At 45.3% G+C, this 20,285-nt stretch carries 18 protein-coding genes and 3 pseudogenes; 16 read left to right on the forward strand and 5 right to left on the reverse strand.

Going from position 1 to position 20,285, the window contains the following annotated elements:
* Positions 1–69 precede the first annotated feature (69 nt).
* From L0M13_RS02170 to L0M13_RS02180, 3 genes and pseudogenes are all read left to right on the forward strand, one after another.
* Positions 70–1,203, forward strand: coding sequence for a sensor histidine kinase (locus L0M13_RS02170; RefSeq protein WP_235198113.1), 1,134 nt, complete (start codon positions 70–72; stop codon positions 1,201–1,203).
* Positions 1,200–1,798, forward strand: a pseudogene (locus L0M13_RS02175) (response regulator). Before L0M13_RS02170 ends, L0M13_RS02175 begins: the two are co-directional and overlap by 4 nt.
* Positions 1,799–1,903: 105 nt before the next feature.
* Positions 1,904–2,065 carry a hypothetical protein gene (locus L0M13_RS02180; protein ID WP_235198114.1) on the forward strand — a complete coding sequence of 54 codons (162 nt, stop codon included), beginning with the start codon at positions 1,904–1,906 and terminating at the stop codon, positions 2,063–2,065.
* Between the two features lie 36 nt (positions 2,066–2,101).
* Here L0M13_RS02180 and L0M13_RS02185 read toward each other — a convergent pair whose 3' ends face one another.
* Positions 2,102–2,467: a DUF2188 domain-containing protein gene (locus tag L0M13_RS02185; RefSeq protein ID WP_235199245.1), complete on the reverse strand. Its 366-nt coding sequence runs from the start codon at positions 2,465–2,467 to the stop codon at positions 2,102–2,104.
* A gap of 108 nt (positions 2,468–2,575) precedes the next feature.
* Here L0M13_RS02185 and putP point away from each other — a divergent pair, with 108 nt between their 5' ends.
* Positions 2,576–4,102, forward strand: a complete 1,527-nt coding sequence (gene putP / locus L0M13_RS02190) for a sodium/proline symporter PutP (protein ID WP_235198115.1) — start codon at positions 2,576–2,578, stop codon at positions 4,100–4,102.
* Between the two features lie 61 nt (positions 4,103–4,163).
* On the opposite strand, the gene L0M13_RS02195 is transcribed toward putP, so the two are convergent.
* Entirely contained in the window at positions 4,164–5,720 is a 1,557-nt protein-coding gene (locus L0M13_RS02195; RefSeq protein ID WP_235198116.1) for a BCCT family transporter, read from the reverse strand.
* A gap of 185 nt (positions 5,721–5,905) precedes the next feature.
* Here L0M13_RS02195 and L0M13_RS02200 point away from each other — a divergent pair, with 185 nt between their 5' ends.
* On the forward strand, positions 5,906–6,634 hold the full coding sequence (locus L0M13_RS02200; RefSeq protein WP_235198117.1) for a VOC family protein: 729 nt from the start codon (positions 5,906–5,908) through the stop codon (positions 6,632–6,634).
* Between the two features lie 94 nt (positions 6,635–6,728).
* Positions 6,729–7,999 (forward strand): annotated as a pseudogene (gene hflX, locus L0M13_RS02205) (GTPase HflX).
* A 39-nt stretch (positions 8,000–8,038) separates the two neighbouring features.
* Here the strand turns inward: hflX and L0M13_RS02210 are convergent.
* A complete protein-coding gene (locus tag L0M13_RS02210; protein WP_235198118.1) occupies positions 8,039–9,760 on the reverse strand; it encodes an ABC transporter ATP-binding protein in 1,722 nt (573 codons plus the stop codon).
* Between the two features lie 160 nt (positions 9,761–9,920).
* Here L0M13_RS02210 and L0M13_RS02215 point away from each other — a divergent pair, with 160 nt between their 5' ends.
* From L0M13_RS02215 to L0M13_RS02255, 9 genes and pseudogenes are all read left to right on the forward strand, one after another.
* Positions 9,921–10,778, forward strand: a complete 858-nt coding sequence (locus L0M13_RS02215) for a DUF6612 family protein (RefSeq protein ID WP_235198119.1) — start codon at positions 9,921–9,923, stop codon at positions 10,776–10,778.
* Positions 10,779–11,042: 264 nt separating this feature from the next.
* Positions 11,043–11,993, forward strand: a complete 951-nt coding sequence (locus L0M13_RS02220) for an ABC transporter permease (RefSeq protein ID WP_235198120.1) — start codon at positions 11,043–11,045, stop codon at positions 11,991–11,993.
* Positions 11,986–12,936, forward strand: a complete 951-nt coding sequence (locus L0M13_RS02225; RefSeq protein ID WP_235198121.1) for an iron chelate uptake ABC transporter family permease subunit — start codon at positions 11,986–11,988, stop codon at positions 12,934–12,936. The genes L0M13_RS02220 and L0M13_RS02225 overlap by 8 nt, the downstream gene beginning before the upstream one ends.
* Positions 12,933–13,693: pseudogene (locus L0M13_RS02230) on the forward strand (ABC transporter ATP-binding protein). The gene L0M13_RS02225 and the pseudogene L0M13_RS02230 overlap by 4 nt, the downstream one beginning before the upstream one ends.
* 21 nt (positions 13,694–13,714) lie before the next feature.
* Positions 13,715–14,671, forward strand: coding sequence for a siderophore ABC transporter substrate-binding protein (locus tag L0M13_RS02235; protein WP_235198122.1), 957 nt, complete (start codon positions 13,715–13,717; stop codon positions 14,669–14,671).
* Positions 14,672–14,853: 182 nt separating this feature from the next.
* Entirely contained in the window at positions 14,854–15,153 is a 300-nt protein-coding gene (locus tag L0M13_RS02240; RefSeq protein ID WP_235198123.1) for an antibiotic biosynthesis monooxygenase family protein, read from the forward strand.
* A 161-nt stretch (positions 15,154–15,314) separates the two neighbouring features.
* Positions 15,315–16,382, forward strand: coding sequence for an ABC transporter permease (locus L0M13_RS02245; protein ID WP_235198124.1), 1,068 nt, complete (start codon positions 15,315–15,317; stop codon positions 16,380–16,382).
* Positions 16,383–16,386: 4 nt separating this feature from the next.
* A complete protein-coding gene (locus L0M13_RS02250; RefSeq protein WP_235198125.1) occupies positions 16,387–17,067 on the forward strand; it encodes an ABC transporter ATP-binding protein in 681 nt (226 codons plus the stop codon).
* A gap of 99 nt (positions 17,068–17,166) precedes the next feature.
* Positions 17,167–17,781 carry a phosphatase PAP2 family protein gene (locus L0M13_RS02255; protein ID WP_235198126.1) on the forward strand — a complete coding sequence of 205 codons (615 nt, stop codon included), beginning with the start codon at positions 17,167–17,169 and terminating at the stop codon, positions 17,779–17,781.
* A gap of 44 nt (positions 17,782–17,825) precedes the next feature.
* On the opposite strand, the gene L0M13_RS02260 is transcribed toward L0M13_RS02255, so the two are convergent.
* Both L0M13_RS02260 and L0M13_RS02265 read right to left on the reverse strand, forming a co-directional pair.
* Positions 17,826–19,109 carry an ammonium transporter gene (locus L0M13_RS02260; RefSeq protein ID WP_235198127.1) on the reverse strand — a complete coding sequence of 428 codons (1,284 nt, stop codon included), beginning with the start codon at positions 19,107–19,109 and terminating at the stop codon, positions 17,826–17,828.
* Positions 19,110–19,121: 12 nt separating this feature from the next.
* Positions 19,122–19,463 carry a P-II family nitrogen regulator gene (locus tag L0M13_RS02265; protein WP_235198128.1) on the reverse strand — a complete coding sequence of 114 codons (342 nt, stop codon included), beginning with the start codon at positions 19,461–19,463 and terminating at the stop codon, positions 19,122–19,124.
* Positions 19,464–19,616: 153 nt separating this feature from the next.
* Here L0M13_RS02265 and L0M13_RS02270 point away from each other — a divergent pair, with 153 nt between their 5' ends.
* Positions 19,617–20,258: a uracil-DNA glycosylase gene (locus L0M13_RS02270; RefSeq protein WP_235198129.1), complete on the forward strand. Its 642-nt coding sequence runs from the start codon at positions 19,617–19,619 to the stop codon at positions 20,256–20,258.
* Positions 20,259–20,285: the final 27 nt, after the last annotated feature.

Here is a 20,285-nt window from a genome sequence, read left to right on the forward strand (position 1 = left end):
TTGAATGGTTTTTTCTTTTTTTTAGTTGTTTGGTATGATTGATAGTACTAGAAGAGAAGGAGCCCTGTTATGCATAGCTGGTATCAAATTTTCCCGAAAAACCCGTGGCTCAGCCTTTACGCATGGGTCATATTCTGCATCTTGCCGTTCTTTTTCATTTTCCGTTCTTCATCGTTTATTGACGTCCTGCTCGGGATCATGTCTTTGCTGATTTTCTTTGTCGCATACCGGCTGTCATTCAACTCAGGGACCGGTTTTGTCTACGTATGGATCGGCATTGAAATGATGATCAACGTTGCGATGACTTTTTTGTTCGGATACGTCTACTTAGCCATTTTCCTTGCCTTTTTTATCGGCAATATCCGCAACAAAATCGGATTTTTCATCATTTATGGCTTCCTGATCGGCACCACGATTTTGGCTGTTGTGCTTGGGATGATTGAGCACAGCACGTTATATTTATCGCAATTGCCGTTTATCGTACTCACGATACTCGGCGTCATCCTGCTGCCATTCAATACTTACAACCGCAATAAGCGCGAGAAGCTTGAAGGACAGTTGGAAGATGCAAACAAACGAATTTCCCAGCTCGTGGTCATTGAGGAAAGGGAGCGGATTGCCCGTGATCTGCATGATACCTTAGGGCAAAAACTCTCGCTGATCGGATTGAAAAGTGACTTGGCCGGGAAATTACTCCATAGAGATGCGGATGCAGCCTTGAACGAAATTAACGACATCCGGCAAACAGCCCGCACAGCGTTGAAAGAAGTGCGGGAATTGGTGTCGGATATGCGCGGTACGAAACTTGAAGATGAACTGCTGCGGATCCAGCAAATTTTAAAAGCGGCAGAAATCGATTTTGTCTTATACGGCAATGCGAAGCTGACAAATACGCCGCTTTTAGTAGAAAATGTGTTAAGCATGTGTTTGAAAGAAGCCGTGACGAATGTTGTTAAGCACAGCCAAGCTACACGCTGCAGTATTTTAATCAAGCAAAAACCGGAAGAAGTGCTTGTGCAAGTTCAAGATGACGGCATCGGCCTTGAAGGAACTAAAAAACAGCAGGGCAATGGACTCGCTGGAATGCGCGAACGCTTAGAATTCGTAAACGGCAGCGTGGACATTCAGACGATGGATGGCACAACATTGAATATCCGGGTGCCGAATGTGATTTTATATGAAACGAAAGGGGAAGTCAGATGATTCGAATCGTGTTAGCTGAAGATCAGCGGATGATGCTCGGGGCACTTGGTTCCTTATTGGATTTGGAAGAAGATCTGGAAGTGGTCGGAAAAGCAAGCAATGGCGAAGAAGCCATTGCACTCGTAGAGCAGCATCAGCCGGATATTGTCATTATGGATATTGAAATGCCTCTAAAGAGCGGCTTGGATGCGGCAGAAGCCTTGAAAGACCATCCCTGCAAAATCATCATTTTAACCACTTTTGCGCGCTCCGGTTATTTTGAACGTGCACGAAAAGCGGGAGTTAGCGGCTATTTGCTGAAAGACAGCCCGAGCGAAGATTTGGCGACTTCCATCCGAACGATCATGGACGGACGCCGGATTTACGCACCCGAACTTGTCGACCTGGCATATTCCGACGAAAATCCGCTGACGGAACGCGAAAAGCAAGTGATGGAATTGATTGCTGAAGGCAAAAGCACAAAAGATATCGCCAAGGAATTATTCATCACAAGCGGAACCGTCCGCAATTACATTTCAACCATTCTTGATAAATTAGAAGTAGGCAATCGCATCGAAGCCATTTCCGCTTCAAAGAAAAAGGCTGGTTTAAGTAAGAAAAGCGCAAGCGCCCATGTAGCTCTGCCGGGCATAAGACGGACCGGCGAAGCAGCGCTCTTTGCCGCACAGCCGGGTCGGTTTATGACCCAAAGAGCTGGGCGATGGAGTCTGGACAAGAAGAAAAGCGCAAGCGCCCATGTAGCTCTGCCGGGCATAAGACGGACCGGCGAAGCGGCGCTCTTTGCCGCACAGCCAAATTGGCTTATGAACCGACAAGCTATACGTTTGAATCCGATCAATATAAAATGCCGCTGTCCAATTGACAGCGGCATTTTATATTGGCCGAACTGAATTCACAATCAGTCTTCGTACAAAGTGTCTTCCAGCGAACCGTCTTCGGTGTAAATATGCAATTCGCCGTGGTTTTTGTTCACGTAGCGCTTTGCTTCACCCATCAATTCTTTTTTGGTTTCTTCGATGAGGATCGCTTTTTTGCTGTCTTTTTTCTTTAGCTGCCATCCGTCATCATGCGAACGGATTTCATAAATTACTTTTTCCTTATCGCCTTCGACATTTTTTTGCGCTTGGCTCATCGCGATTGGAATCGCGCGGCCTTCCTCGTACCCATCCCGCAACAAAGCATTTGCGATTTCAATTGCCTTATCGCGGACATCGGCATTCAGATTTTTAAAAGAATCGGGGTAGTCTTTTTTGCTCCATGGCACAGTCATCGCCTCCTTGATTTTCTTTTCCCATTTCCCCTCAATAAAAAACAAAAATCTACTGGTATTAAAGACTTAGGGTGATACAATAATGGGAAAGGAGGGGATGAAATGTCAGATACAACGTATCAAATAATTGCCTTGGTCATTTACATGGCTGCCATGCTATTTATTGGCTGGTATGCTTACCGTAAAACAGTCAACTTGACCGATTACATGCTTGGGGGAAGAGGATTAGGAGCAGCGGTCGGGGCATTGAGTGCTGGAGCGGCCGATATGTCGGGCTGGCTATTGATGGGCCTTCCAGGGGCTATCTATTTGGGTGGCCTTGTGGAAGCGTGGATTGCTATCGGATTGACAATCGGCGCTTACTTAAACTGGTTTTTCGTTGCTCCGCGCCTTCGCATGTATTCATTTGTCACCAGTGATTCCATCACAATTCCAAGTTTCTTGGAAAACCGTCTGAAAGACAATTCCCGTTTATTGCGCATCGTTTCCGGAATTATTATTTTAATCTTTTTCACATTTTATGTATCAGCAGGAATGGTAGCAGGCGGTGTGTTTTTTGAAAGCTCGTTCGGTTTGGATTACCACTTAGGATTAGTGATTGTGTCGGCAGTTGTCGTTGCATACACGTTATTCGGCGGATTCCTGGCTGTAAGTTATACGGACTTCGTCCAAGGGCTGATGATGTTTTTGGCGCTTATCCTGGTACCGCTTATTGGCGTGTTTGCCACAGGAGGATTCAGCGCAACGGCTGAAAGCATCCGTGCTGTCGACCCGACGCTGTTGAACTTTACAACAGGCGCTTCGTTCATCGGTATATTCTCAGCGGTAGCTTGGGGTCTGGGTTACTTTGGCCAGCCCCATATCATTGTCCGTTTTATGGCGATCAAAACTTTGGAAGAAGTACGCCAAGCGCGCCGCATCGGCATCAGCTGGATGATCCTGAGTTTGCTTGGGGCTACAGCGACTGCGTTAGTCGGCATCGCTTACTTCCAGCAGAATCCGAATTTGGAGCTGGGCGATTCGGAAGGCGTCTTTATCGTCCTTGGACAGATTTTCTTCCATCCGTTAATTGCTGGATTTATGTTAGCTGCGGTACTGGCAGCAATTATGAGCACGATTTCATCTCAGTTGATCGTTACTTCTTCAGCGTTGATTGAAGATCTTTATAAAATTGCATTCAAGAAAGTTTCAACAGACAAGCAATATGTCAGTTTAGGCCGATTAGCGGTATTGGTTATCGCTTTAATCGCTGCCTTCCTTGCCTGGGAACAAAATGAAACCATTCTCGACTTGGTTGCTTATGCTTGGGCAGGTTTTGGTGCCGCTTTTGGACCGCTTATCCTGCTTGCTCTATTCTGGCGCAAGCTTACAACTTGGGGCACACTTGCCGGAATGATTGTGGGAGCTGCTACTGTCATCATCTGGGATGCCATCGGTACGACTTCGAAGGATGCAGGAGCAACAGCTATGACCAACTTCATCGGCAGCGTCTATGAAATCATTCCAGGATTTATCCTGTGCTTGCTTGTCGCGATCATTGTCAGCTTAATCACTTACAAGAAGAACGACGAAATTGAAAAAGAGTTCAGTGAAACTGAACGGTTGATTAAAGAAGTGCCTGTTAAGTAATGTTAAAAAGGCTTCAGAAATCCGTATGGATCTCTGAAGCCTTTTTGTTTTGAATCCATGCTTAGCGTTTTTTCTCTTGCATTCTTCTTGCTTCTCTTTGCAATTTTTCGAAGCGGCGAAGATCCGCTTGCCGGATCGGGATAGTTTCCCCTTTAATGATCTTCAAGAAAGCGAATACCATTAACAGGAGCAGCAGCGTAAACGGCAATGCTGATATGAGTGAGGCAGTCTGCAGCGCTTCAAGCCCGCCTGCATAAAGCAGGACAGCAGCGATAGCGGACATTAAGACACCCCAAACAATTTTGAAAAAGGTAGGGGGATTCAAGCTGCCGAAGCTCGTCATGCTGGCTAAGATATAAGTAGCGGAGTCTGCTGAAGTGACCAGGAACGTGAAAATCAGCAGAATTGCCAGTACCGACATGATGCCGGTTAATGGGAGTTGGTCAAAAGTCTGGAACAAAGCCGATGTCAAATCAGCGTCCACTGCTTCTGCAATATTAGATCCTTGCTTCAAGTCGTACCAAAGCGCGGTTCCACCAAATACAGCAATCCAGACGCATGCAATTGCAGGAGGAATGACCATGACACCCAGTATGAATTCGCGGATGGTGCGGCCTCTCGATACGCGGGCAACAAAAGCACCGACAAATGGGGACCAAGCAATTGCCCAGGCCCAATAGAAAATAGTCCAACCCAGAACCCAATCGCCGCCTTGGTAAGGCTGAAGGCGCAGGCTATACTGGACGAAATTTGTGATGTAGTCGCCGATTGCCAACGTAAACGTTTCTAAAATGAAAACTGTCGGCCCTGCGAAAAAGACGAAAATCATTAAGACAAGTGCAAGTCCGAGATTTAAATTGCTGAGGTAGGCAATGCCTTTATGTAAGCCAGTAGATGAAGAAAGGGTATAAGCTAAAAACATAACCCCGATAATCGTCAATTGGATGCCGAAGGAATTTTCAATTCCCCATACAGCGTTCAATCCGCCGTTCATTTGCAGAACGCCAAGACCGAGCGATGTAGCAATTCCCATTACGGTAGCAATGACTGCTAAAGAATCAATGGAGTGTTTAACGAGAGGCTTGCTGCCGACAATTGGTTCAAGGGCTGTTGAAACCAATCCGGGTTTCTTCTTGCGGAATTGCAGAAATCCAATAACGAGGCCGACGATGGCAAAAACCGACCATTGGCTAATGCCCCAATGGAAAAATGAGTAGCCCATTGCAATTCTTGCGGCTTCTTCTGTCTGCGCTGGATTATCGAATGGAGTTGTAAAAAAATGGCTCATCGGTTCAGCGACTCCCCAAAAAACAAGTCCTGCTCCAAAACCGGCGGAGAATAGCATGCCGATCCAAGTGAAAAAAGGAAACTCAGGACGATCGGAATCTGCCCCTAACCGAATGCTGCCGTATCTGCTTACAGCAATGAAGATTAAAAATAGAATGATGATAAACACAGCCAATAAATAAAACCAGCCGAAATTGATGGTCGTGAAGTTGAATAAGGTTCCAGCCACGTTGCCAAAGCCGATCGGATTAACGGCCCCGATGATGACGAGCAATAAAATAACTGCAGCAGAAACAATAAATACTGGATTTCGCAGTAGTTTTTTATCCATAATTTCCTCCTTTTTTACTTTTGTCTGTTTTCTTATACCCTACCGTAACGAAAAATACACAGGAAAACCACCCCTAATCGGCAATTGCCTTAAGAGTTTGCCTTACAGATCAAACAGCAGCATAATAAAAGAAACCAGTAAAAACCTTGGCAAACTCGCCAAAATGCCCTTAACGGAGGTAAGTTATGCATTTAGATCATATCGTCCATTTTATCGAAGAAACGCCGGAACAGGCTGCTGCGCATTGGAGCGAAAAAGGGTTTTATGCGGCTGTCGGCGGCCGGCACGAACAATGGGGGACGCATAATGCGCTTCTCTATTTGAAAAACTGTTATGTTGAATGGCTCGCTGTTGAGAAAATGGACATCGCTAGAAACGCTAATCATCCTTTAACGGCATTGCTTCTCCATGACCGTCAAGGTTTTGGGACAGTTTGCCTTCGTACCGATCGAATCGAAGCGCTGAATGAGCGCTTGATAAAAGAAGGGTTTGAAACTACAGGTATCTTAAATGCCCAAAGAAAAACAGGAAGCGGTGACGTTATCCGCTGGAAAATGTTGTTCCTGACAGAAGAAATTTCCGATCAATTGCCAGCACCGTTTTTCATCGAATGGGAAGAGACAGATGAAATGCGCTATGAAAGTTTGCGGAAACGCCAAGCTATTCAGCCATCCAATGAAAAACTGGAATTGGATTCTTTAATTTTCGGCGTCCACGATCCTGAAGAAAGCCGCTCGAAATGGGTGCGGATATTAGGCGGTTCATTGCAACTGCCGAATTGCCGAATTGACTTCGAAAAAATTGCGGGGCAAAAAGAAAGGCTTCAGAAAGTTGTTTTTAAACAGGGGCAGACCGAAGAGGCCTACGAGGCTGGCGTTTACGTGCTGCCAGTACAAGGGAATAGAGAGAACTAGAGCATTAAGTTGGATCGAATTTTACGGGCAAATAATTTGATGTTCTTTTGCCTTTGGAAGCAAATTCTCCACTTAGCATGAAGGAGGAAATTAAATGGATGAATTATATGAAAAAGCCGTCTTAGTGGGTGTGCAATTGCAAAAAGATCTTCATTTTGAATACGAAATGGAAGAACTCCGCAATTTAGCAGAAGCCTGTAATGTAGAAGTGGCAGGGGAAATCCATCAAAATCTAGAGCGGATCAATCCCTCCCATTATGTTGGGAAAGGGAAAGTGGAAGAAATCAAAGCCTTCTACGAAGAAGCGGATGCGAATCTGGTGATTTTCAATGACGAGCTTTCACCGTCGCAGATCCGCAACTTGGAAGAAGACCTGGAATGTAAGGTAATCGACCGGACAATGTTGATTTTGGATATCTTCTCGCGCCGCGCTAAGACGCGTGAAGCGCAAGTGCAGGTAGAATTGGCGCAATTGCAATACATGTTGCCCCGTTTAGTGGGCTTGCGCGCATCGCTCGGCCGTCAAGGCGGGAGCAGCGGCGGCGGAGTGGCAAACCGTGGTGCCGGTGAAACGAAACTGGAACTGGATCGCCGGAAAATTGAAGAGCAATTGTCAAAGCTTCATAAAGAGTTGGAACAGATTCGCGCGCAGCGGAAACCCAGCGCAAACAGCGACAAAAGACAGGCTCGCCGGTCGTTTCGCTTGTCGGGTACACGAACGCCGGAAAATCCACCATCATGAATGAGCTTTTGAACAAATCCGGGCAGCAGGAAGAAAAACAGGTTTTTGAAAAAGACATGCTGTTTGCTACCTTGGATACTTCCGTCCGCCAGATCAAACTGGAGGACAATAAAAACTTTCTGCTGACCGATACGGTCGGGTTTGTCAGTAAACTTCCGCACCATTTGGTCAAAGCTTTCCGTTCAACGTTAGAAGAAGCACGGAATGCGGATTTGCTGCTACACGTCGTTGATGTGTCCAACGAAGAATATCGCCATATGATGAACGTTACCCATGCGACACTCCATGAAGTGGGAGTGGAAGGGGTGCCGACTGTTTATGTCTACAACAAGGCCGATTTAGCTGGCATTCCGTACCCTAGAGTGAACGGCGACAGTTTGTGGGTTTCCGCAAAAGAAGGGCGCGGACTGGATGAATTGATCGAGATGATCAAACAGCATCTGTTCTCAGGACATGTCACATGCCGCATGATGGTTCCGTTCGATCGGGGCGATGTAGTAGCGTATTTGAATGACCATGCAACTATTCTGGAAACAGCCTACGAGGAAGAAGGGACCTTGCTGAAAATCGAATTGGGAAAAGTCGACTACGATCGTTTCGAAGAATTTGTAATCGGCAAATAAGAAAAGCCGGCCCTCATAATGAGAGCCGGCTTTTAGCCTTTAGGATTGCTGGAATTGGATGCGGTGAAGATTGGCGAAAATCCCATTTCGTTCGATCAATTCGGCGTATCCGCCTTGTTCGGCAATTCCGTCTTCTGTGACGACAATGACCCGGTCAGCGTCGCGGATGGTCGCCAAACGGTGGGCAATAACCAATGTCGTGCGGTTTTCAGCCAGTTCCGTAAGAGCTTCTTGGATGACGCGTTCTGTCTCGGTATCGAGAGCAGATGTGGCTTCATCCAAAATGAGGATAGGCGGATTTTTCAAGAACATGCGGGCAATCGCAAGACGCTGCTTTTGGCCGCCGGAAAGCTTCAGTCCGCGTTCACCGATCTGCGTTTCATAGCCTTGAGGAAGCTTGTTAACGAAGTCTTCCAAATGGGCTTTTCTCGCTGCTGCTAAAATTTCTTCATCGCTTGCATCACGTCGTCCGTAAGCGATATTCTCGCGTATCGTGCCAGTGAACAAGAATACATCTTGTTGGACAATGCCGATATGTGAACGAAGCGAATGCTTGGTCATATCGCGGATATCGATGCCATCAATCGAGATGCTTCCTTCTTGAATATCATAGAAGCGGGGGATCAACGAACAAATTGTCGTTTTTCCGGCGCCTGAAGGGCCGACGAAGGCTATCGTTTCGCCTGCGCGCAATTGAAGATTGATGCCATTCAATACTTGTTTGTGGTCATCGTAGCCGAAATGGACATCGTCAAAGACGATATCGCCTCTTAACCCGTTTACTTCCATTGCATCTTTACGGTCGAGAATGTCCGGCTGCTGCTCGAGCAATTCCTGAAAGCGGCCAAACCCTGCCATCCCTTTCGGATACAGTTCCAATAAGGCGCTGATTTTATCAATCGGCTTAATGAGAACGTTCAAGAACAAGACGAAACTGACCAATTCACCGTATGAAAGCTGGCCTTGGTAATTCAGCCATGCACCGTAGACAAGGACGATCAACGTTAAAAGCCGAGTCATCATATAAATGCTTGAATGTGTCGCAGCCATGACTTTATAAGCGACAAGTTTCGCTAAACGGAAGCGACCATTGTCATTTTTGAAGCGGCTGATTTCAAATTCTTCATTCGTGAAAGACTGGACTACCCGAGCTCCGGAGACGCTGTCTTCTACGCGTCCGTTAACGTCAGCAATTTTGCCGTACATATTGCTCCAAGCGGTGTTCATCTTAATGTTGCAGTAAGTGATGAGCCAAATCAGGAACGGAATGACGATCAATGTCACGAGCGCAAGCTGTGGATTGATCCAGAACATGATGCCGAAAGCGCCAAAGAACGTCATGATGGCAATAAAGAAATCTTCCGGACCATGGTGAGCGAGCTCTCCGATATCAAACAGATCATTCGTAATGCGGCTCATGACATGGCCGGTTTTTACATTATCGAAGAAACGGAAAGACTGGCGCTGGACATGCGTGAATAATTCTTCCCGCATATCCGTTTCGATATTGATGCCGAGTTTATGGCCGAGGTAACTGACCACATACTGCAGGAATGTGCTGAGTACAAAAACAGCGAGCAATAGGATGCTGACTGTGACGATGCTGTTCCATTCGCCGCTTGGCAAAAGGTCATCGATAAACCATTGGACTGCTACTGGAAAAGCCAATTCCAGAATAGCGACAATGACAGCACTGGAAAAGTCGATGACAAATAATCGCTTATGCGGCTTATAGTATTTAAAAAAGTTTTTTAATCTCATTGCGAAGTCTCCTCATGAAGTTTCTACTTGACCATAAACAAAAGTATAAGCGATAAACTGCAAATAAACGAATACAATTTCAAAATTCGAAATAAATATTGAAACTTTTTCCATTGAGCATCGTATCATTAGGTAAGACGAAACTGAAAGGATGATTATTTTGAGAAAATGGGCAATGGCAATGGGCGCAGGAATTTTGACGCTAGGACTGGCTGCATGCGGTGATACGGCAGAACCGGCAGCAGGCAGTGAAGGAGAAAAAGGGGCAGACAGTGACTTGACTTTAGAGGAAGTTTTTACAAAAACAAATGAAGCTTCTGAAGAAATCAACAGCTTGCATGCCGATATGGTAACCAGCCAAATGATGACAGTGGAATCAGCAGGGATGGAAATTGAAACGGTTTCTGATATTTCCATGGATATGACAATGGAGCCAATGGCATTCTACCAAACTGGCGAAACAAAAATGAACTCTGAAGAGATGGGCGACATGCCTCCGATGACGATGGAAATGTATTACACAGAAGAAGGCATGTATATGTTCGAACCAACGATGGAAACGTGGATGAAAATGCCATCAACTGAAATGGAACAGCTGCAGACAATGATGGATCAACAAACAGCGGATCCGTCTAAACAAATGGAAGAGCTGGAAGCTTTCAAAGATGATTTTACATTCGAACAGACTGCGGATGATTATGTATTGAAATTGAACGCTTCAGGTGAAGAGTATCAAGAATTGATCGGCGAGCAGATGGAGCAGATGCTTGGACAAATGGATATGGAAGTGCAAACTGTTTTGGAAGGCATGACAATCAATGAAGTAGCTTATGAAATCTTCATTGATAAAGAAACATTCTTGCCAAGCGTCATTAACATCGATATGGACCTGGATATGGAAATTGAAGGGGAGTCGATGAATATCAAATCAGTAGTTGACTCTGAGTACAGCAAATACGATGAGATTGACTCAATCACAGTACCGGCAGAAGTTATCGAGCAAGCGCAAGAAATTTAATTCATCATATGAGCTGCAGAATGGTAGGAAACTAGCCATTCTGCAGTTTTTTTGTTGTTTTAAGATAGATTAGTCATTGAAAAGCAGAATACAAAGGGAAAAGATCACTTATTAAATGAGACTTTCTCATCTAAATGAAAATAATTCTCAATTATTCGTTGACTCTTCTCATCAAACTGCTATACTAAAACTTGTGAGTAAGTGATAATGATTATCACTCTCGAATTAATCAATAGTTTTATTGAACACGGATGAGGGACAGCTATGAAAAAACGTTATTTAATACCAGCACTGATCATACTGTCTGTTATTTCGCTGTTTGTCGGAGTCAGCAGTATCAGCATCGTCGATCTGTTTGACTTCCAATCGGAGGAAACGCAGATTTTCTTGATCAGCCGTCTGCCAAGGTTGGTCGCTATATTGTTGGCGGGTGCAGGAATGAGTATGGCAGGACTCATCATGCAGCAATTGAGCCGCAATAAATTTGTGTCTCCGACGACGGCAGGTACACTCGATGCTACTCGACTGGGGATTCTCGTCTCGATGCTATTGTTTGCCAATGCATCGATGCTTGAGAAAATGACAGTGGCATTCGCTTTTGCACTTGCCGGAACTTTTCTGTTTATGCAAATTCTTGACCGCATCAAATTCAAAGATGCTATATTCATTCCGTTAGTCGGATTGATGTTCGGGAATATCCTTTCTTCCATTACGACGTTCTTCGCTTATAAAGCGGATGTAATCCAGAACATGTCAGCATGGCTGCAAGGAGATTTCTCAATGATCATGAAAGGGAGTTATGAACTCCTCTACATCAGTGTTCCGGTCTTTATCATTGCCTATGTTTACGCGAATCGCTTTACAGTGGCTGGAATGGGGGAAGATTTCTCGAAGAATCTGGGGTTGAAATACCGCAGCGTCGTGAATATCGGACTGGTGCTCGTGGCATTGATCACAGCGACTGTCGTCCTGACGGTCGGCATGATCCCGTTTCTCGGATTGATCATCCCGAACATCGTTTCAATTTTCAAAGGTGACCACCTTCAAAAAACATTGCCGCATACGGCGATGCTTGGGGCCATTTTCTTGCTGGCATGCGATATTTTAGGAAGAGTATTAATTTACCCGTATGAAATTTCCATCAGTTTAATGGTCGGTGTCATCGGAAGCTTTATTTTCCTCTTCCTTCTGTTTAGGAGGAAAGCCTATGCGTGATCTACATAAGATGCTCATACTGATCGGTTTGGCATTAGCGGCTTGCGGCGTCTACCTGTTCCAAGACTTAAACGGGAGTTTCGATTACGCCTTGCCAAGACGCGGCGTGAAAGTGTTCGCTATGGTTCTTACCGGAGTTGCGATCGCTTATGCAACCGTGGTTTTCCAAACCATCACGCATAACCGGATCCTGACTCCGAGCATCATGGGCTTGGATTCACTTTACATGATGCTTCAAACGCTGCTGATCTTTTTCTTGGGATCAGATCATATCACCATTATGAACAAGCAAGTCAATTTTGTTTTATCAATCGCAGCGATGGTCGTTTTCGCTTTGTTGTTCTATCATCTGCTCTTTAGAAAAAACAATCAGCCGATTTACTTTCTTCTATTAATTGGAATCATTTGCGGGACGTTTTTCGGAAGCATCTCGACGTTCCTGCAAGTGCTGATTGATCCGAACGAATTCCAAATTGTCCAGGATCAGATGTTTGCGAGCTTCAACAACGTCAATTCGGATCTGGTTTGGCTTTCGGTCATCGTCATTGCGGTATTGATCATTTTTGCCTGGAGACATAATTCATCCTTGGATGTGCTGTCGCTTGGGCGTGATACGTCAGTCAATCTTGGTGTCGACTACGATGCACTTGTTAAAAAGATGCTCGTATTAGCTGCAGTTTTGATTGCCATTGCAACAGCTCTTGTCGGACCGATTACGTTCTTCGGTTTGATCGTTGCGAATCTATCGTATCAATTCTTTAAAAGCTATAAACATTCGGTTGTCATTCTCGGTGCTGCTGTCATTAGTATTGTTGCGTTAGTGGGCGGCCAATGGGTAGTGGAGCGTGTGTTCACATTCAATACTACCTTAAGTGTCATCATTAACTTCATCGGTGGAGTTTACTTCATTTATTTACTATTAAAGGAGAGTCGATCTAATTGATCCAAGTTCGCGAACTGACAAAGTTATACGGTAAAAAGCAAGTGGTGGAAAATGTTTCAGTTGATATTCAACGCGGCCAGATCACGTCCTTTATCGGACCAAACGGCGCGGGAAATCCACGCTTCTTTCAATGGTCAGCCGGCTATTGGATGCAGATACAGGAGAAGTGCTGATTGATTCGATGAACACGAAAAAATTGAAGTCCAATGAGTTCTCCAAACGTGTCTCTATCCTAAAGCAGTCGAACTTCATGAATGTCCGTTTGACAATCCGCGAACTGGTTTCTTTTGGCCGCTTTCCTTATTCAAAAGGCCGGTTGAATGATGAAGATGAGAAAATGGTCGATCAAGCGATCGAATACATGGATTTGAAGGAACTGGAAAATTCCTATATGGATGAATTATCCGGCGGACAGCGCCAACGTGCCTTTATCGCCATGGTTATTGCGCAAGATACGGATTACGTTCTGCTTGATGAACCGTTGAATAACCTGGACATGAAGCATTCCGTCCAAATCATGAAAATCCTTCGCCGCCTGGTCGATGAACTGGGCAAGACCGTCATTATCGTTTTGCACGACATCAACTTTGCTTCTGTCTACTCCGACCGAATCGTGGCTTTGAAAAACGGAAGAGTCGTGAAAGACGGACCGACAGAAGAAATTATTCAAAGTGCAGCATTGAAAGAAATCTATGATATGGATATTCCGATTCAGCAATTGGATAATTGCCGGATTTGCGTATACTTCAATTCTTAAAAAAGAGGAGCTCGAATAAAGATGAAAAAATGGTTACTAATAGCATTTACATTGATGATGGTTGCTTTCCTTGCAGCTTGCGGTTCTGACGAAGCAACAGATGCAAACTCTGCTGAGGCGGATACAAAAGAAGCGGAAACTGAAACGGTAACAGTGAAACACGAACTAGGCGAAACGACATTCGATAAAAACCCTGAAAAAGTAGTGGTTTTTGACTTTGGTGTTCTTGATTCAATGGATAAATTAGGAATTGAAGCTGTAGCTGGAGTTCCTCAAGGAAACGTTCCGACTTATTTGGAAAAATACAATGACGCTGAGAAATACGAGAACGTCGGTACATTAAAAGAAGCTGATTTCGAAGCAATCCACGCATTAGATCCAGACTTGATCATCATCTCTGGACGCCAGGCTGCTATGTATGAAGAATTTGCTGACATCGCTCCAACTATTCATATGGGTGTAGATACAACGAAATACATGGATTCTTTCACTCAAAACATGAACACACTTGGAGAAATCTTCAGTAAAGAAGACCAAGTGAAAGAAGAACTAGCGGCAATCGATACGCAAATCGAAGACTTGAAAACAAGCGTTACAGATGAAAAAGCATTGATCGTTCTTGCGAATGAAGGAAAAGTAAGTGCGTACGGAGCAGCTTCACGCTTCGGAATCATCCACGACGTATTCGGTGTAAAACAAGCGGACGAAGGCATCGAAGCTTCAACTCACGGCCAGAGCATTTCGTTCGAATACATCTTGGAAACAAACCCGGACATGATGTTCGTAGTTGACCGCAATGCGGCAGTAGGAAATGATGCAAGTGCAAAAGATTCACTTGAAAACGAATTAGTGCAAAAAACAACGGCTTACCAAAACGACAAAATCATCTACTTGGATCCAGACTTCTGGTACCTATCAGGTGGCGGATTGCAATCGGTCAGCCAAATGGTAGCAGACATCCAATCAGCATTTGAGTAAGAAAAGCGAAAATGGCCGGTAAGGCCTCGAGGGCCTGGCCGTTGGAGCTGTACAGCAAGAACGGTTGAAGCATTCGCGGAACCGGGTGCTTCAACTGAATGAAAAGGCAAACAACACTCAGCGGGCTGCTTCCGCTGAGTGTTGTTTTATAAAATACAGCAATTAGGAATGGAGAGTTGAAAATGTTTGTACAAATGAAGCGTTTTATGGTGAAGGAAGGAACATCTGATCTTGTGCTTAATCGTTTCGCCGGCAAGAACAAATTGGCTGAACAGCCAGGGTTTATCGACCGGACGATTTTGAAGAAAAATATTCGCCGTGGCGATGAGGAGGTCATTTTGTATGTGCGCTGGGAATCCGAGACGGACTGGAAAAATTGGGAGAAGCATCCCGACCACATCGCTGGACATAAAGCGCAGATCGGTAAACCGAAGCCCGAGCACATCATCCAAGTAGAACAAAGCACCTACCATGTCATGTAATAATAGAAGCGAAGACAGACTGTCACAGGTTTGTCTTTTTTTATTTTCAAAAAGACGGTTAAAATCGAAGGAATGGGTATATAATAAATGTATAGGTTTTGTACAACTTATTGGGTAGTTTGTGAAAGTGTTTTACATATTAAATAATAGGAAGTGGAAAGATGTTTTTAGCTTGGAACGAAATTCAAAAAAATAAACTTAGATTCACCTTGATCATCGGTGTTTTAATGCTAGTTGCTTATCTTGTGTTCTTTTTATCAGGGCTTGCCAACGGATTGGCTAGTTTGAACCGGGAAGCGGTGGACAAATGGGATGCTTCTGCAATTGTCCTAACCGAAGAATCGGATAAAAGCTTAGTGGCTTCAACGATGACAATTGATGAAGCAGAGGCTATGAATGCTGATGAGACGGCAGTTCTTGGCCAGATCAACACCATTGCCCGCACAGATGACCAAAAAGCCAACATATCTCTTTTCGGCATTCGTGAAGATGAATTCATCATGCCGGAAGTATCGGAAGGCGAGGGTTTTTCGGCAGACAATGAAGTGATTGCGAGCGACACCATCAAAGAAGACGGCTTTGCTTTAGGCGATGAACTGGAATTGTCTTCTACCGATGAAAAACTGACGATTGTCGGCTTTACAGAAGATGCCCGCTTTAACGCAGCACCGGTTCTTTACGGAGATTTAGCTACTTTTCAACGTGTGAAATTCGGTGAAGCAGCTGAAGCGAATAAAGACCAAATCAACGGAGTGGTCGTACGCACGGATGACATAGCAGCTATTACGGATAATAGCGAGCTGGAAGCCATCGAGTCAGAAACGTTCATTGAAAACTTGCCAGGCTATACGGCGCAAAGTTTGACGTTGAATTTCATGATTTACTTTTTGTTCGGCATCTCATCCGTGATTGTTGCGATTTTCCTGTACGTTCTAACGGTGCAGAAAATCAGCATGTTCGGCGTGATGAAAGCGCAAGGAATTCCAAGCGGCTACTTGGCGCGATCGGTCGTAGCCCAAACATTCATCTTAGCCGCTATCGGGGTAGCGATTGGGCTTATCCTTACTCTTGTGACAGGTGCATTCCTGCCGGCAGCTGTACCGGTTGCGTTTGCAATCCCGACCATGCTGATTTACGGAGTGGTCTTAGTGGCTGTGGCGGTCATCGGAGCCGTGTTCTCTGTATTGACGATTGTCAAAATCGATCCATTGAAAGCAATTGGAGGCTAAACAAATGGCAGTATTGGAAATGAACCAAATCAACAAAACATTCGGCAGCGGCCATAAAAAAGTGGACGCCCTTAAGAAAACGGACTTTCAGGCTGAAAGAGGCGAGTTGATTGCCGTCATCGGCCCATCGGGTTCTGGGAAAAGTACATTTTTAACGATAGCAGGCGGTTTGTTGTCGCCGACCAGTGGAGATATCTTCATCAATGAGAAAAATATTGCTTCCCTAAATGAAAAAGAGTTGTCCAAAGTTCGCCTGAAAGAAATCGGCTTCATTCTCCAAGCTTCGAACTTAATCCCTTTTTTAACGGTGGATAAGCAAATGAAGCTCTTGGATAAAGTGAAAAAGGATAATATGAACAAGCAAGAGCTGGAACAGCTTTACGACGATCTTGGGATTGCGGACCTCCGCAATAAATACCCATCGGATTTATCCGGCGGGGAACGGCAGCGTGTAGCAATTGCGAAAGCGCTATACAGCAATCCTTCGATTATTTTAGCGGATGAACCGACGGCGTCTTTAGATTCGGACCGCGCATATGAAGTGATGCAGCTATTAAAAAACGAAACGAAAAATAAAAAAACGACGACTATTGTCGTGACCCATGACATCCGGTTGGTCGAGTATTGCGATAAGGTCTATAAAATGGTGGATGGCGTTTTGAAATTACAAGAACAAAATGGATGAGAAAACCCCTAGCAGCGAAAGTTGCCAGGGGTTTTAATTTTGCACGAGCGAGTAAAACGACTATCATTGATGATAAGAAAGAAAGGGAGGTGAGGGACCATGAAGCGTTTGTTTTATCCGCTCGGAATGGCGACTTTACTCGGCTTTTTTGCAATCCTTTTCAGTTATTCCAGTGAACCTTTCCGGGAAATTGACCGGACGATGTCGCAATACCTTAAAGATATGAGAGTGCTAGACGGAATGTCACTGCTCGGTGACCAATGGGTAATTTTTGCGGTTAGTATCGCGCTGCTCTTATACCTTTGGCTGTCGCAGCGAAATTATAGGGCCATGCTTTTTGTCGTTTTATCAGTAGGAGCAGGAAATGCGCTAAATCAATTGCTGAAGCATCTTTTTGAAAGAGAGCGGCCGGATTTTCCTCATGGCCTCGAAAGTTTCAGCTTTCCCTCAGGGCATGCAATGGTGGGATTGCTTTACCTTTTTACTGCAGCGTATTTCATTGCGGAGAATGGGCTTTCCAAGACAGTGAGGTGGATTGTCTGGATCATCGCGATTGGATTGATTCTGAGCATCGGGCTTTCCAGGGTAGCTGGCAGTGAACATTATTTTTCAGATGTCTTGGCAGGCTGGTTTGCCGGATACACATGGTTTATCGCAGTGGCCATTTGGTATGAATCGAGGCTCCGGGCTCTTAAGAAAAACAATAGAACATAAAAAAGCTGGCTGCGAATTTTCGCGCCAGCTTTTTTGTTAAAGCGTTATGAATTTTTTTGTGCAACGCTATGCTTTCCGAGCTGATTAAGCCGCTCTGCAAAACTTTCGGTGATTGGGGAAGTGCCGCTCAAAACATCTTGCATGGCATAAGCTTGAGAACCGTGTTCTGAAAAATCGAGTCCGCTTTCTTCATCTTCTGCTGTGACGCGAAGCGGGACAACGGCATTTACAGCAAATAGGACAATTCCAGCAGTGACGGAAGTCCAAGCGATGACCGCGAGGATGCCGACTGTTTGAATCCCTAATATTTCTGCGCCGCCGCCGTACAATAAGCCGCCTGTTGTGTCAAAGAAACCAAGAGCGAGGGTTCCCCAGATGCCAGCTACGCCGTGGACAGCAACGGCGCCGACCGGATCATCCACCCGGATTTTAGAATCGAGCAAGCGAACGGCTTCTGTCATGATGATGCCTGCCAAAAGGCCGATGGCAATGGCACCAATGAACGAGACGTTGGCTGCACCTGCTGTAATCCCGACGAGCCCGGCGAGCGCACCGTTCATCGTCAAAGAAGGGTCGATTCGGCCGTAGCGGAAACGGGTATAGACTGCTGTAGATAAAACAGCTGCAGAAGCTGCGAGCAATGTGTTTAGAATGACGGGCGGCACAAGTTCAGGGTCAGCGGCAAGTGTGCTGCCGCCGTTGAAGCCGAACCAGCCGAGCCACAGGATGAACACACCAAGTGCGCCGAGCGGCAAGTTGTGGCCGGGAATTGAATTGACAATTTTCCCGCTGTATTTTCCGATGCGGGGACCGAGTTTCCAAGCGGTGATGAATGCGGCAGTTGCTCCGGTCAAGTGGACAACCGTCGATCCGGCAAAGTCGATAAATCCGATTTGGGACAACCAGCCGCCGCCCCATACCCAATGTCCGACAATCGGGTAGATGACAGCTGTCATCGCTACAGTGACCAAGATATAAGCGCCTAATCTCATGCGTTCAGCGACTGCTCCTGAAATGATTGTTGCACAAGTAGCAGCAAAAACAGCTTGGAAGACGAAGAATCCGATATCTTCACGCCCGCTGAGTAAAAATCCGTCTGTTCCGATAAGCCCGAAACTTGAAGTCCCAAACATAAGTGCAAATCCGACGAAAAAATAAAGGATAGAGCCAAGGGCTACCGTGATCAAGTTTTTCATTAAAATATTGAGTGTGTTTTTAGAACGGGTAAATCCGGTTTCAAGCATCGCGAACCCGGCGTGCATAAAGAATACTAAGATGGTGCCAAGCATCACCCACATCATATCGACTGAACTTTGTACTGCTTCCATTTGAATTCCCCCTTATCCGACCGCGACAACGCCGCGTTCTTTCGTTCTGATCCGTATGGCTTCTTCAACAGGCAGGATGAAGATTTTGCCGTCTCCGACTTCGCCGGTCGAAGCATACTCAAGCAGTGCCTCTACAATATTTTCGACTTTTGAATCGTCGACGACCATTTCAAGTTTGAGTTTCGGAGAGAATTCCATGGTATAAGCGTTCCCTCTGAAAAGTCCGACTCGGCCTTCTTGTTTGCCGATTCCAGCGATTTCAGTGACGCTTAATCCATCGATGCCTTCAAGAGCCAGCGCTTGGCGGACATTGGCGAAAACGGAAGGGCGGATGATCGTTTCAATCTTTTTCATTTTATCTCCTCCTTGATACAAAGTTTCTAACATTTTTTCGATGTTAGGTTTGTTAACATATTAAACAATATATTCTGACAATGCAAGCTTTTATTTTAATTAATGTTAGTAAACCTAACATTAAACTAATTTTTATCCGAATGGAGTGGCGAAATGTATAAATTAGCTGATGAGTTGGTCGAACTTGGAATCGAAAGGATTAAAGGATTTCCAGTAGAGGGGTTTGTCCGTGGGCGGGGGCCGGATCATCCGGCTTTAATGCTCGTCGGAGAAGCGCCGGGAGAAAATGAACTGGAAACCGGCATTCCTTTTACCGGAAGAGCAGGCAAAGAGCTGATGGCTTCTTTAAGGAGCGTTGGTTTGGAAAGGGAAGATGTCTACATAACAAGTGCAGTCCGGAGCCGCCCTTATAAATGGGGAAAGAAAAAGGAACGGGATGGACGGATTACAGAGAGAAAATACAACCGTGCGCCGAAGAAGAAAGAAATTATAGCGCATGCTCCGCTGCTTGATGCGGAAATAAGGGATGTGGCACCGCCTATCATTGTGACTCTTGGGAATATCGGATTGCAGCGCCTGATCGGCCCGGATGCTAAAGTGACTCAACTACATGGCGTATTGATGGAAACGCCGATTTTAAAATGGGACGAAGGCGGCCAGCGATTTGTGGAAACGGAAGAAACTTATCATGTCTTTCCAACCTTTCATCCTGCCAGCGTTTTTTATAATCCACCCGTACGAGTGCTGAAAGACGAGGACTGGAAGAAGCTTGGAGAATTATTGCGCATGAAATGACTTGGGTTAATTCGACGCTCAAATTCT

Source organism: Planococcus sp. 107-1, from assembly GCF_021513255.1.
Classification (GTDB): domain Bacteria; phylum Bacillota; class Bacilli; order Bacillales_A; family Planococcaceae; genus Planococcus.